Source organism: Paenibacillus sp. FSL R5-0473 (assembly GCF_038004565.1).
Taxonomy (GTDB): Bacteria; Bacillota; Bacilli; order Paenibacillales; family Paenibacillaceae; genus Paenibacillus; species Paenibacillus amylolyticus.
The window spans coordinates 6,446,977-6,460,096 of the sequence record NZ_JBBORL010000001.1 but is presented as its reverse complement, the minus strand read 5'-3'; the positions used below and the strand labels follow the sequence as shown (position 1 = coordinate 6,460,096).

General features: G+C 47.8%; 13 protein-coding genes. All 13 read right to left on the bottom strand.

All coding sequences use genetic code 11. From position 1 onward, the window contains the following. Nucleotides 1-495 precede the first annotated feature (495 nt). The 13 genes from MKY28_RS28395 to MKY28_RS28335 all read right to left on the bottom strand — a co-directional run bounded on the left by MKY28_RS28395 (nucleotide 496) and on the right by MKY28_RS28335 (nucleotide 13,108). Nucleotides 496-2,166: an ABC1 kinase family protein gene (locus MKY28_RS28395; RefSeq protein WP_340937626.1), complete on the bottom strand. Its 1,671-nt coding sequence runs from the start codon at nucleotides 2,164-2,166 to the stop codon at nucleotides 496-498. Then, entirely contained in the window at nucleotides 2,167-2,547 is a 381-nt protein-coding gene (locus MKY28_RS28390) for a phasin family protein (protein WP_036612779.1), read from the bottom strand. A gap of 72 nt (nucleotides 2,548-2,619) precedes the next feature. Continuing rightward, nucleotides 2,620-3,258 carry a ThuA domain-containing protein gene (locus tag MKY28_RS28385; RefSeq protein WP_036667831.1) on the bottom strand — a complete coding sequence of 213 codons (639 nt, stop codon included), beginning with the start codon at nucleotides 3,256-3,258 and terminating at the stop codon, nucleotides 2,620-2,622. Between the two features lie 43 nt (nucleotides 3,259-3,301). Further along, nucleotides 3,302-4,024 carry an SDR family oxidoreductase gene (locus MKY28_RS28380; protein ID WP_340937625.1) on the bottom strand — a complete coding sequence of 241 codons (723 nt, stop codon included), beginning with the start codon at nucleotides 4,022-4,024 and terminating at the stop codon, nucleotides 3,302-3,304. Between the two features lie 178 nt (nucleotides 4,025-4,202). Beyond that, nucleotides 4,203-5,702, bottom strand: a complete 1,500-nt coding sequence (locus MKY28_RS28375) for a cobyrinate a,c-diamide synthase (RefSeq protein WP_340937624.1) — start codon at nucleotides 5,700-5,702, stop codon at nucleotides 4,203-4,205. A 205-nt stretch (nucleotides 5,703-5,907) separates the two neighbouring features. Beyond that, the gene (locus MKY28_RS28370) at nucleotides 5,908-6,738 is read right to left on the bottom strand and encodes a uroporphyrinogen-III synthase (RefSeq protein WP_340937623.1); all 831 of its coding nucleotides are present in this window, start codon (nucleotides 6,736-6,738) and stop codon (nucleotides 5,908-5,910) included. A gap of 131 nt (nucleotides 6,739-6,869) precedes the next feature. Further along, nucleotides 6,870-8,072 (bottom strand): GerAB/ArcD/ProY family transporter, encoded by a 1,203-nt coding sequence (locus MKY28_RS28365; protein ID WP_340937622.1) that lies wholly within the window; start codon nucleotides 8,070-8,072, stop codon nucleotides 6,870-6,872. Between the two features lie 56 nt (nucleotides 8,073-8,128). Next, nucleotides 8,129-8,350: a hypothetical protein gene (locus MKY28_RS28360; protein WP_127548905.1), complete on the bottom strand. Its 222-nt coding sequence runs from the start codon at nucleotides 8,348-8,350 to the stop codon at nucleotides 8,129-8,131. Next, nucleotides 8,343-9,542 carry a Ger(x)C family spore germination protein gene (locus tag MKY28_RS28355; protein WP_100528317.1) on the bottom strand — a complete coding sequence of 400 codons (1,200 nt, stop codon included), beginning with the start codon at nucleotides 9,540-9,542 and terminating at the stop codon, nucleotides 8,343-8,345. Before MKY28_RS28355 ends, MKY28_RS28360 begins: the two co-directional genes overlap by 8 nt. Before the next feature lie 4 nt (nucleotides 9,543-9,546). Further along, nucleotides 9,547-11,142 carry a spore germination protein gene (locus MKY28_RS28350; protein ID WP_340937621.1) on the bottom strand — a complete coding sequence of 532 codons (1,596 nt, stop codon included), beginning with the start codon at nucleotides 11,140-11,142 and terminating at the stop codon, nucleotides 9,547-9,549. A 174-nt stretch (nucleotides 11,143-11,316) separates the two neighbouring features. Further along, nucleotides 11,317-11,652 (bottom strand): hypothetical protein, encoded by a 336-nt coding sequence (locus MKY28_RS28345; protein WP_036612792.1) that lies wholly within the window; start codon nucleotides 11,650-11,652, stop codon nucleotides 11,317-11,319. Nucleotides 11,653-11,696: 44 nt separating this feature from the next. Further along, a complete protein-coding gene (locus tag MKY28_RS28340) occupies nucleotides 11,697-12,398 on the bottom strand; it encodes a pirin family protein (protein ID WP_127548899.1) in 702 nt (233 codons plus the stop codon). A gap of 296 nt (nucleotides 12,399-12,694) precedes the next feature. Beyond that, nucleotides 12,695-13,108 (bottom strand): DoxX family protein, encoded by a 414-nt coding sequence (locus MKY28_RS28335; RefSeq protein ID WP_340937620.1) that lies wholly within the window; start codon nucleotides 13,106-13,108, stop codon nucleotides 12,695-12,697. Between the last annotated feature and the right edge of the window lie 12 nt (nucleotides 13,109-13,120).

Below are 13,120 nucleotides of genomic sequence, written 5' to 3'. Positions count from 1 at the left end.
TGTATTCCTTATAATGGACAATCCCGCTGAACAGTAACGGAAGCCGTTCACACTAACCATCTACCCAGGACAGCACAAAACAACGGATTCCTCTCCGCGTCATTCACCTATGCTCATCCCTGAGTTGCATCATTATTTACCATCCATATTGCTTTGAAGGGTTAATATGCACTCATGTCTTTTCCGTTCCAGTGTGTACCGCTGGTGTTCCATTACTGCCTCAGTTGTCTTACTCGTGCGACATCAGGAGCTGATCCTGATGCCAATAGGTTTTCCCCTCTCAGAAAAACCGGGTCCGTTAATGTACTGACCTATTATTATAGTCACAGGACCGGATATGTACTAATACAGTTAAGGCGAAAAAACAGAACCTTTTCTTCTATTATCTTAATCTTTCTATAATTTACTCACCAATTCTCTATTCACAAAAAATAACCCGCAAAGATCCTTTGAAGAAAGTCTCTTTACGGGTATTCTTGTGATGTAATGCCGTTGCTAGAACCTTCCCGATTTGAATATCGAATAGAGCAGGAAAGCCACCATTAGAATCGCCACCAGGAAACCAATCTCAATGACCGGAATATCCCACAGCATCGTGGACTGATGACTGATCGACGAACCGATAATCAGGCCCACCATAATGATACAGAAGGCAAGTAACACAATACTGAAAGACAGCCGATTACTAATCTGATCCATTCTGCGCATGAGTGCATCCAGTTCAGGGACACTAATCTCCAGCCTCAGCTTGCCTTTGCTAATAATGGATGATAATTGCCTTAACTGCCCTGGCAGACCAATGACACTCTCTGCCATATCAGCCGCACTGCGGAACAACCGATTCTTGATTCTTCCTGCGCTAAAACGTTCCTTGATCAGCTTCCGCCCAAAAGGCTCGGCCATATCTACAATGCTCAGGGTAGGATCGAGATGTTCGATTACACCTTCCATCGTTAGCAACGATTTACCGAGCAGCAGAATATCCGCAGGCATGACAACCCGGTGCCTCTGGGCTACGCCGAACAAGTCATTTAACGCCTGACCCACACTAATCTTGGAAAAGGGAATATCGTAATATTTGCTACGCAACTTGTCCAAATCCACATGAAGACCACGCAGGTCCATGTCATCTGGCATCATGCCGAGCTTCTCAATCGCCCGGATCATACTGTCTGTATCTTTGCGCATTAATCCAATAATAAGCGAAGCGAGCTGTTGTTTCATCTCATCACTCAGACTGCCCACCATACCGAAGTCTATAAAAGCAAGACGTCCATCCTTCAATACCATTAGATTGCCCGGATGTGGGTCAGCGTGAAAGAATCCCTGAATAAAAATCTGATTCAATAATGAATCCACCAGCCGCTCGGCAATGTTATTCAGATCATGGCCGCGTCTGACCAGTTCTTCACGATCATTGAGCTTGATACCTTCGATATACTCCATAGTAAGCACACGGGACGAAGTCTGATCCCAGTAAATTGCCGGGATTTTCACCTTGTTGTCCTGTTGGTATTGCTGTGCAATCTTTTCCGTATTCCGGCCTTCGACCGTATAATCCAGCTCGGCCATCAGTGCCTGAGCATATTCTTCGACCATTTGCGGAATCTGATATTGCTTCACCCAGTCCCAGCGCTTCTCAGCCATGGCTGTCAGCTCACGCAAAATATCCAGGTCACGCTGCACAATACGCGATATGCCCGGCCGCTGAATCTTGATGGCTACCGATTCACCGCTTTGAAGTTTGCCCAGATGCACCTGTCCAATGCTGGCCGCGGCTACAGGGGTATCCTCGAACCGGGAAAAGATCTCCTCCAGCGGTGTATCCAATTCCTGTTCCAAAATACCCCGTGCCGTCTCTGAAGAGAACGGCGGGACCTGATCCTGCAACTTCACCAGCTCACGAATGACAGACTCAGGCAACAGATCTGCCCTTGTGCTTGCGAGTTGCCCCAGCTTAACGAAAGCTGGCCCCAGCTCCTGCAGCACAAGCCTAATGCGTTCACTCAGCGTTTTGGTGGTATGTGCTTCACGCGACATCCACCGTCTGGGCAGAGCCAGCAACTGGAACAAACCCAGCTCCTCGACCATATAACCGAAGCCATGACGCACGAGCGCCATGGCAATTTCACGGTATCTGCCGACATGTTTGATTCGCACTGCCATCTACTCGATCTCGTTTCCTTTGAGAGGAGGAGGAACTTCAAGTGGAGCTGGGGATTCATCAGGTTGAAGCTGTGGTGAGTGGCCCAGTTCGGCAAGTTTTTTCTCCAGGACAGCAACGCGCTGTTCCAGACTGGTTACATCACTTTCGGATGCCACACCAGCTTCCTGAAGCACACGCTTGACCTGTTCCTGAATCACTCTCTTGAACTGGCCTTGCTCCTCATCGCCCCGTTCCAGCAGACGTTCAACCAAAGCTTTGGATTCACCGGGCGCAAGTTCCCCGCGCTTGACCAAATCATCCACGGTTTTCTCAATTTTTTCTTTGCTTACGACAGTAAGACCAAGCCCTAACGAGATCGCCTTTTTGAACAAATCGCTCATTTTTGTCATCCTCCTCTTCGTTGATCTCTATATTATACCCCTTATACTCTGCATGCAAAAATGTCAGTCCGATCAGACGTAACGTGCAGCCCATTTGCCTGCTTGCAGCAGTAACTTCCGGTACGTTTCGTGTGCAAAAGACGGCACATGGTGACCTGGCATCAGATAAACAATACGCCCAACACCATATCGATGAGCCCAAACCGCAGGCTTTGGTCCTTCTTCGGATTGATATTCCAGCAATATTTTCGTTTCGGCAAAAGAACCAAATTCGAACTGATACGGTTCTTCTTCCATTGTGAAATTCGAAATGCCCTCCGTCACGGGATGGCTTTCCGCCGTTACAGTGAATTCAAGCGGTGCATACGCCGGATGATGCAGGAACTTGGCACCGATCATCTGTTTGAGCTCATAACGATTTTGGAGCGAAATGCCGTTATGTATAATGACCAGTCCACCCCCATTACTTACATAGGACAACAAACCTGCTGTCTGCTGTGGAGAGACTTTCCCCTTCCAATCGTCCATGTATGAGATACATACATCAAACCCGGTTATATTTTCTTGCAGCAGCATATTCCGATTCTCACTGCACTGCACAGTCATAGTATCATGAAAAATTCGGCTAATCTCCGCATCCACCCCCTGAAGCGGGTGCCAATCCGGATGTGTATAATCGCCAAGTAGTAATGCTTTTTTACGATGATCCATTCAATTAATCTCCTTTCTTGTTCACCTCACTGTATAAAACCAACTACCAGGGGAGCTTCTCTCCCTTGTAGTCCACATATGCGGGCTGATCTCCTTTAAACTGTTCATGGTGGTCGATAAGTACTGCGATATGCTGTGCAGATTGCTCGGGCGTGAGATCCGCAGCAACATCCAATTCGCCCCTCATATAACTCTGTACCCAACCGGGATGCACAAGCATCACTTGTCCGCCTTCATCCTTCAGACCATTGTGCACAAGACGGGCCTGCATGTTCAAAGCAGCTTTGGACATACAATAGGCATACCACCCATCCCGACTGCATTGCTCTATACTTCCAGCCTCGGAAGAGATATCAACAATCAGCTTGACCTGTCCTTGAAGAAGGAGGGGTAACAGGGAATGAGTCACACGCAGTGAACCTAAGGTGTTCACATTAAATACTTCAGCCATCTCCGCCATATTCAACGGCCCGCGGATATGATCCGTAATACTTCCTAGTATAGCCGCATTATTGATCAGCATATCCAAATGATTCGTATCCAGCTTCAATGTCTCCGTGAACAGTGCTACCGACAGGTCGTCCGCGATATCCAGTTCGATGGCGCGCAGATGGTCAGGATATCCTTCTGCAAGCATACGAATTCCCTCGGAATCTTCTACGTCCAGACCGGCCGCATACACGAGATACCCTCTCTTCAGCATCTGTGCCGTCAAAGCCAATCCCAATCCACGAGCAGCTCCCGTTACACATACGGTTCTCATCATGATGTCCCTCCCTCGCATAATGATTCTGTCTTTTATTCATTCCACATATTCATCTGAAAACCTTTAATTCAGAATAGGATTGCCAACTTCACGACCAAAGACTCAGGAGGTAAAAGCGAGATTAGAGCCATTTTGCTTATTGAATTCAGCTATCTATTTGAGCTATAAATAGCTGTTATTATCTCTGCATATCTCGCTCCTGCCGATAGGCTAAACAATGTTCCACCCATCTTCGAGCAGCTGCCGGATAAGAGCCCAGATGAACGTGCGTATACCCCGCCACGATGTTGCCTGCGGCATATCCCTCTTGCTTCAAGCCACGCATCCCCTTGGTCTCATACGCATAAGGAATCGTTTCTTCATCACGATAGGTCATTGTCGAATAATGAAATTCATGACCCCGAAGTACTTCACCCTTTTTCAGCAAAAAGGAATCCTGAACGCTACTCGCTTCACGGTAGCCAAGCGCAGCGCGCTTCTTCTGCATCTGCACCTGTGCGGGAATAATACCCGCCATATCGAAGGTGACACCCTCACGGTCGGTCAACGTTTCTCCAAGTACCATGTAACCACCACACTCGGCAAATAAAGGCATGTTGGATTGTACTGCCTGTCGAAGTCCTTCCAAGAAATCTTGGTTACCGGCAATCTCTGCTGCAAACTCCTCTGGAAACCCGCCGCCCAAATAAACGCCATCCACATCCGTTGGAATACTTTCGCCAGCGAGCGGACTGAAGTAATGTAATCGAGCCCCGGCCGCTTCGAGCAATTCCAGATTATCGGGATAATAGAAATTAAATGCCGCATCGCGCGCAACGGCAATGACAGGCTGCATCGCATATGATACATGTCGATTATTAACGTGGATCACTGAATTGGAAAGTGGATCGTAATTCGAGCCTGATTCATCATTAGCCGAATCAGCGTGGGCAGTAGTTGCAGAACTCACTTCTTCTGCATTCAAAGGCGGGGCGCTTGTCGCCAGTTCCAGCAGAAGATCCAGATCGGTGCCCTCCATCAACACATCGGTAGCCCGCTGAAATAAGGGTTCCAGTTCACCGCGCTCAATGGCAGGCACCAGCCCCAGATGTCTCTCGGGGATGGACATGTCTTCATCCCGCTTAAGCCAGCCAACCACCGGAATGCCGCACATCTGCTCAATGGCTTTTTGCACAATGGTATAATGACCCGCACTTCCACAACGGTTGACGATCACTCCGGCAATATTTAATTCAGGCTCCAACTGTTGAAAACCTAGTACAATCGCGGCCGCACTGCGAGCCATGCTGCGTACGTCCACAACCAGGATCACAGGAGTCTGGGTCACTAGAGCAATCTCTGCAGTTGAGCCTGTATTGCTGAGCGGATCTTTGCCATCGTAGAGGCCCATAACGCCTTCTATAATGGAAATATCATTTCCCGCCGATGCCTTCTCGAACGTATCTCTCACATACTCAGGCGATGTCATCCATGCATCCAGATTACGTGACGGTCTGCCCGTGACGGCGGTATGGTATGTCGGATCAATATAGTCCGGGCCGCATTTGAACCCTTGTACACTCAAGCCACGCTGAGCGAGTGCCCTCATTAGCCCCAAGGTTACTGTCGTTTTCCCTGCACCACTTCCGGTGCCTGCAATGATCAGTCGGGGTCTGGCATTACGATCTGAAATGGTCATCGTCATTTCCACCTTTTCTTCGAGATACGAAAAGCTTCTAATCGAAGCACTATCAAGGATGTACATTCGTATTTTAGTTATAACGTATAAATTCTATAATCTAAACAAAACCGCATCATATAGCGATGCGGTTAAGATTAATGCACACTTTTTATTCATGAAGCGACGCCAAAAGCTTTTGTCGAACTGATCTAAAAGCAGGCCTCTAATCTCTAATCTTGGCCGCACGCCCTGCTGCAAAGTAACGTCCAAGCTCAACGATGAGTGCTCCCATCTTCTCTTCCTCCGGAATGACCAGTGCCTCAATGCCTTCTTCACGCATGGAGTTTGCGGTAACTTTACCTACAGACGCAGGAATTACACCTTGTCTGAAGGCTGCAAGCAACGGCTCAAGCTTGTCCTGGGAGGCCGCATATTGCGTCAGAAATCTAACCTGTGGTCCACTTGTGAACGCAACAGCATCTACTTCGAACTTTAGAATCTCATTTAATAACTGTTCCAACTCTGCCTCTTCTGGCGGTACATGGCGGTAAGGAAGCACTTGTCTGACGATTGCACCTTGTTCTTCCAACCATGCAACGAGTTTGGGAGCTGTCTCCCCATGAAGCTGCAACATAACCTTTTTCCCTGCGAGATCATGTGGGGAGAATTCTCGAATGAGCCCGTCCGTGCTACCGTCATCATCTCGTACCAGCGGTGTTAACTTGCGCTTTTTGAGCGCATTCACCGTCTTGTATCCCCTTGCCGCAATTGAGGATTCCGATAATACATCCAGCAATTGGCCTGCGACTTCCATATCCTCAGCCATTTCAAACAATGCATCCAATCCCATACCCGTAGTTAACACCGCCCAGTCTGGCGGGTCTGAGATCCAGGATACCAGTCCATCCCTGATACTCCGATCATCCAGGAATACAGTCCCCTGTGCCGGTCGCACAAGCGGGATTCCACCCATTTTTTCAACCAGTATGGACATTTCTTTCGATTTTCGTGGTCCTGTCAATGCTACACGCACACCTGCCAAATGTTGAGCCATTCATGTTCCCCCCCGTTAGTTCAGCCGAATGTTCATCAGTCTGACTACAGTATACAGGGTACTTCTGTGGAGGGAAACTGTACTTTCCCTCTTTTTGCCCGTTCATCTATAAGGATTTTTGATGGAATGCATCAGGAAGGCTGGAGTTCTCCGCCATGAGAATCTTTCCGTCTTTTCTCTCCGTCCTTCTCCGAATCAGCCGATTTTTGTTCCGGCTCATGTTTCTCTTTCTTTGACTGTTCTCCCGATCTCTGTTGGGTAGATTCTTTTTTATCCTTTTTGCGAGGACGAAGGAAAAGAAACAGCACAATAGGGAACAGCACTTCAAATACAATGGCAACCCATGTCCATTCCCGAGTAAAACGATTGAGCTGAATGGCATTTCGGAAGAACCAGAATGCACAGACAAATCCGACGAGGGCAATCGGGCCTGTCAACACCTTTCCCGATACGTTCGGAATCATTCGCTTCAATCCCCAGCAGACAAAGTACAGGTCAAATGCAATCTTCGTGATCATAGTAGGCAAGGTTGCCGCTGCCAGCGCAAGGTCAAACCGATCCAAGAAATCACTGATTTGCAATTGTCTTGCCAGTTCATAGGAGGGATACACCAACCTTGAAGCGATAGGAACTCCAATGGAGGTAATGGTCTCCACAAGGATTAGCATCATCAGGAGTGCAGAGAGGATAATACCTGACACAACCGATTTATATCGAAAATCACTGCCTTTGATAACAAAAGGTAATGCAATCATCTCTCCGTAAAACGAAAATATGTACCAACTCCCTTTGCCCACTCCCGTAACATCAACGTGAAAATACGGCATCAAATTATCCATATTGATCTGTTGAATGAGCATGAAAGGCACAATCACGGAGTTTAAAAGAAACAATGTCACATACAACTCCGACATACCGATTAAGGAGCCGAGCCCACCTCTAACGATAAAAACTCCCATAACGATCAGTGATAACACAATGATGGAGATGGGCGTGGTCTCTAACAGAGTTATGCTGATATAATCCCCCGTTAACCGGATATCCCTCGCAAACACAAAGAAAAAAAACAAAATGTACATCAATCCTGCGAGCCTTCCCAAAAAGGGGAATCGCCCAGCAAGGGCTTGAAATAGATCCTGATCCGGAAATCTCCGCTGGACCCGACTTAACATCCACATGGATGCAAGCATCACTACGACTACAGGTATATACGAGAGATAAGCGTGTTGTTCCGCATAGTAGATAGCTTGCGCGTGAGGCTGAATTAACGTTCCTGAAATACTGAGCAGCAGCACGAGCAGGATCATCTGACGGTGTGTCACTCTCTGATTCATGATATACCTCCTTTCCCTCTCGCGATCTCGCAAACTTAATGCATCCTGTCGACAACCTAGGGCAGTGGCAGTAAGCGCTGGATAACGTGGCTTATCCATACCGATACAAATAAGGTTTTGCTTAGATTAGTCACATAGAACCAAATGCCTGTACCCACTGCTATCAAACTATAGGATAGCCAGCGATTAATGGCAGCTGCCTGTTTCAAATGTCTGTAATCCATCAAAATGACCGCGATTACCATGGCCAGGTAGGTAAATAAGAGTGGTTTAATCATGTACAACTTCCTCCTCTACAACGCCGATTGGTTTGTTGCTCACCCCAACGTTTTCAATAAGGACATGGGGGGTAACCGTCACCTCAACTTCAGGGTATATGTCATCCCAACGATCCTTCATCGTGTCCCACTTGGCCGGCAGATGTTGATGAATGGATCGACCAATTCCAAGGATGTCCGCATGGTATTTTCCCTGAACCAACCGGACACCTTCCTCGATATCCAATTTTATTTTCTCGTGAATGGCTTCATGTAACTTCAGAATCTCATTCTCACGCCGGTCACCATAATTGGATTCGTTATCTACGAGAACTCCCTTGGCATATAATTCAATATTCACGGTGACCTTGTCAGCCTTGATACTGGGATGTAGTGAAGCGTTGTTCTCGTTCAACTTGATGAACATATTTCCATCTCCGCCAGGAGCTTTAACCATAATCTCCGGCGCATTGGCCTCGCCCATAGCAAGAATGAGCGCATCGGCTGGAGCTTTGTCGATCATGCCAACCAGCTTATCTTTCTTGAAAATGGCCAACCCATCCAGCTTGATGTTTGTTTTGGCGTCCTTCCACCCTTTTGGAACATTGCTCACTTTCGAAGCGACCGGCAGGAATGGATCGACACCTTCACTCAGAATGGCATCTATAAACGTTTTAAGTGAACGTGGATTCCGCATATTGAGGAAGCACAGTTCCCGCACCATCTCGGATGGAAACTTCTCTATAGGTGCATCCGTATCCATGACCTCATATGCTGCACCTTTTGTGACCACTGGCAATGCAGAGAATCGGTTCAGCGGATACCGCGTAAACAGATCAAGCATGGAGGCCACGCCATCCCGGGCAAGCTCCTCACCAATAAGCATCGTACGGCGATGCGCATAATAGATTGTTCGTGAGAGTTCCTTTTGACCTTCAATAGACGTACCATGCAATGATTTGGCTGTATTGGATAACATGAACCAGGATTTATCCCCACTCGTGCCGCCTCCGCCTCCCTCACTACCGGAAGAACCGGATTGTCCCGGCAGAGCAATCTGAAGACTGGATCTGTAATTGTCCCCCTCCTTATCAACAGCAATACCAATCACAAAGGCAACATCATTAATCTCCTTACGATCCCAGCAACCTGAAATAAAAGTGGTACATAACAACAGTGCTATCACTGCCCGGTACTTATATATGAACTGCATGGGTTCACCACCCTTCCTCAGCTTCAGGGGAACCGTTGATCTTTTCGGTCATCCGTTTCTGATCCCGATGTACCGTAGAAGGACGATTAATCATTTTCCACCATGGCACACGAATGAGAATGTCTTTGGTATCTGTTTTACTGTACGGGCTAAGACCAGAGAGATATGGGACACCGAACGAAGTCATCTGTGTCAGATGCACCGAGATCAGGACCAAGCCGATGACGATGCCGTATAATCCAAGCATACCTGCCAGTAACATGATCGGAAATCGGAGCAGACGCACCGTAATCGCGAAGTTAAATCGCGGGATCGTGAAGGAAGCTATTCCTGTCATGGATACGATAATAACCATCGGTGCGGATACAATCCCCGCTTGAACTGCGGCCTGTCCGATCACGAGTGCACCGAGGATACTGACAGCCTGACCCACTGTCTTGGGTAACCTGACCCCCGCTTCCCGGAGAGCTTCGAACGATAGCTCCATGATGAGAGCTTCGACCAGTGCCGGAAAAGGAATAGCTTCCCGTGCCCCCGCGATACTCAGTATCAATGTGGTTGGCAGCATGTCCTGATGAAATGTCGTAATAGCGATGTATAGGGCTGGCAGAAATAACGCAATGGCTACGAACAAAAAGCGAATCCAGCGCAACAGATTACTGATAAAGAATCGCTCGTAATAATCCTCGCTGGCTTGCAGCATCTGCCACATCGTGACTGGAGCAATCAGCGCAAAGGGGGTTCCATCTACCATAATGGAAAAGCGTCCCTCCAACAGATTGCCTGCAACGGTATCCGGCCGCTCCGAGTAGTGCATCTGAGGAAAAGGCGAGTACGGATGATCTTCAATCAATTCCTCGATATAACCCGTCTCCAGGATGCCATCAATATTGATTTTTTCCAGACGTTTCTTAACATCTTGAATCGTTTTTGGATCGGCAATACCTTCCAGGTAGGTCAGCACAATATCTGTCTTGGTGTCTGTTCCAAGGGTCATACTCACCATCTTGAGAGCAGGTGTTTTCAGCTTGAACCGCAATAAGGCCGTATTCACACGGAGCGTTTCGGTAAATCCCTCCCGCGGTCCCCGAATCACGGATTCTGTCTGCGGTTCCTCCACACCACGTCTGACGCCACCTTTGACATTGAACATCCAGGCTTTGTTACTTCCATCGACCACCAGAAGGGCAGAGGATGCCAGCACCCCTTCTGTCGCAGCAGCCCAGGTATCCACTCGCTTCACCTGTGTTAGCTCAACGGTTGTATCATCCAGTGGAACATCAGGTTCATCTGTTCGCTGCTGCACCAGCCCTCGAATAATCGGACGCAGCATGTGTTCCTGGATATCAGCCGAATTAACAATGCCTTCGATATAGACCAGAAGTCCTTTCACTTCAGGCGTAATCATGACGTTGCGAAAAACCACATCAGAACAATCGGAGAAGATTTCTTTTACCGCCTTAATCTGAGTTTCATGTACTGCACTAATCGGCTGCCGAAGAAAAGGCGGGGACGGCAGTCCCAAAGGAATATGTTTTTTTTCTTCTGAAGCTCGTCCCGGTTGTCGGGACTTGTCTTTCCCAGATGTTTTGTCTGCCATATGCCGCCCCTCCGTTCTTGTTTTTATACAAGGTAGCTTGTGCCAGACAGCAGGGAATTATGTGGTCTTTTTTGCAAAATTACGATTAAATTCTCTGAGTTTTCAGACAGCAAAAAGGCCTCTGTATTTAACAGAGACCTCTGGGATGTTCCAAGTTCTATAGTTACTTATAAGTTAATCCGCAAAATAATCTTCAGGCACATAACGAATCTCCGACTTCGCATAGATGCTTAGCGTGTGACTCTCCCTGTCGTATACTACCCGTTCACCATCTACGTAATACCAGTGTTTCAAAAGGGGCTGATCCTTACGTTGGACAAATCGAAATACGTTCAGTTCCTGTCTAAGCTCCATAATCTGTTCCACAATCTGCTCGTCCAGACCCGTAACGGTAAATATGAAACTTGTACCCTCCTGTTGGAACCGATAGGACAGCGAATCTGTTTTGCTATTAGCTAACCCTCGCCCGGTCACCGCATGTTTAACCATAAACCATTCCTGTTGCGCCATACGTGTATATCCTCCTTCATCTTGGAGTTCATTTCATCAGCCATCTACGGCAAATCAATAATCATATAGAACGTATCTTCGTTTCCTTGCAGTTCGATTGAATCCCGCTGTTCCACACGAGCCGTGTCGCCTTCGTTCAACAGGTACTCTGCGTCCAATCCCAGCTTGCCTTCGATGGAGAAAATGTACATTCGGCGGCCTGCATCCTGATTAAAGGTTAACGTTTCGTCTTTGGCTAATCGGCCAAGGTAGATCGTCATATCCTGATGAATGGTCGCAACTCTTGGTCCCCCATCTGGGGATACAATCGGCACGAGTGCTCCTGCCAATGCCGCTGGATCAAATGATGTCGTCTCATAGGAGGGCTCCAACCCTTTTGTCTGTGGCATGAACCAGAGCTGAAGCAAACGTACTTCTTCGGTATCGGATGCATTATGTTCGGTATGAATCATGCCACTGCCTGCTGACATCCGCTGGATACCACCAAAGCCTGTAACGGCTACATTCCCAAGGTTATCTTCATGTCGTAACTTGCCGTTCAGTACGATGGATACAATCTCCATATCACTATGCGGGTGAGCCCCAAAACCGCGACCAGGCGCGATCACATCGTCGTTCGCTACCCGCATCGGTCCAAACGCCGTATTCTCCGGGTCTTGGTATTCTCCGAAAGAAAAGCTGTGACTACCACGGAGCCAGCCTCGATCGAAGCTGGAGCGGGCATCGGATGGAATGACGTTAATCATAAAATGCATCCTCCTTATTTTTTCTTAGTAGCATACTTATTCTCATTGTAGCAAACCTCAGGCATGTCGTCCAAACAAGGTGAAACGGCTGTCGCCGTCCTCTAGCGGCTCAACGTGTTTCATTCCGAAGAAATATAGAGAAGGATGGTGAAATAACATAACTCCCTATATTTCGAAAAAAGTTCTCTACTGATCAGCCCGGTTCGCAAATCAATTCCCGAACCGGCCTGGCCAATAAAGAACCTCGTTACAGGACTCATCCTGCACTTCATTATTTTTAACAATCGTTAGTCAAATCAAGCACTCACATTCTGGCGAGCGTTCCCCTGTCTGGAGAACAGATAATCCACGGCCAGGAGGCGGCTTCCTGTGAAGAGCAGTGTCAGGGAACCCGCAAGAAGCAGGTAATCTAACTCGGTACCACTCAGGAACGGCTCACCCACTTTGGCTGTAAACAGAACGCCAACCATCACGATGGCAAACAAGGCAGCAAACACACGTGTTCCCAGACCCAGAATCATCGCTGCACCACCTACCAACTCAATGATGGCTACAACGGATGCAAGAAATCCGGGAATACCAATGCTTTCGAAAAAACCTACCGTACCGCTGATTCCACCTTCAAATTTACTCCAGCCGTGCAATACAAAGATCAAACCGATCATAATCCTTGAGAAAAGCAATCCAATCTCTAAACTTTTATTATTCATGTTCATCTTCCT

Coding starts and splice junctions, on each gene's coding strand:
- MKY28_RS28385 (WP_036667831.1), bottom strand. CDS start 3,258: ATGGATCATCGTAAAAAAGCATTACTACTTGGCGATTATACACATCCG.
- MKY28_RS28375 (WP_340937624.1), bottom strand. CDS start 5,702: ATGACCATTTCAGATCGTAATGCCAGACCCCGACTGATCATTGCAGGC.
- MKY28_RS28355 (WP_100528317.1), bottom strand. CDS start 9,542: ATGCAGTTCATATATAAGTACCGGGCAGTGATAGCACTGTTGTTATGT.
- MKY28_RS28340 (WP_127548899.1), bottom strand. CDS start 12,398: ATGATTAACGTCATTCCATCCGATGCCCGCTCCAGCTTCGATCGAGGC.
- MKY28_RS28335 (WP_340937620.1), bottom strand. CDS start 13,108: ATGAATAATAAAAGTTTAGAGATTGGATTGCTTTTCTCAAGGATTATG.
- MKY28_RS28395 (WP_340937626.1), bottom strand. CDS start 2,166: ATGGCAGTGCGAATCAAACATGTCGGCAGATACCGTGAAATTGCCATG.
- MKY28_RS28345 (WP_036612792.1), bottom strand. CDS start 11,652: ATGGCGCAACAGGAATGGTTTATGGTTAAACATGCGGTGACCGGGCGA.
- MKY28_RS28370 (WP_340937623.1), bottom strand. CDS start 6,738: ATGGCTCAACATTTGGCAGGTGTGCGTGTAGCATTGACAGGACCACGA.
- MKY28_RS28360 (WP_127548905.1), bottom strand. CDS start 8,350: ATGATTAAACCACTCTTATTTACCTACCTGGCCATGGTAATCGCGGTC.
- MKY28_RS28380 (WP_340937625.1), bottom strand. CDS start 4,024: ATGATGAGAACCGTATGTGTAACGGGAGCTGCTCGTGGATTGGGATTG.
- MKY28_RS28350 (WP_340937621.1), bottom strand. CDS start 11,142: ATGGCAGACAAAACATCTGGGAAAGACAAGTCCCGACAACCGGGACGA.
- MKY28_RS28390 (WP_036612779.1), bottom strand. CDS start 2,547: ATGAGCGATTTGTTCAAAAAGGCGATCTCGTTAGGGCTTGGTCTTACT.
- MKY28_RS28365 (WP_340937622.1), bottom strand. CDS start 8,072: ATGAATCAGAGAGTGACACACCGTCAGATGATCCTGCTCGTGCTGCTG.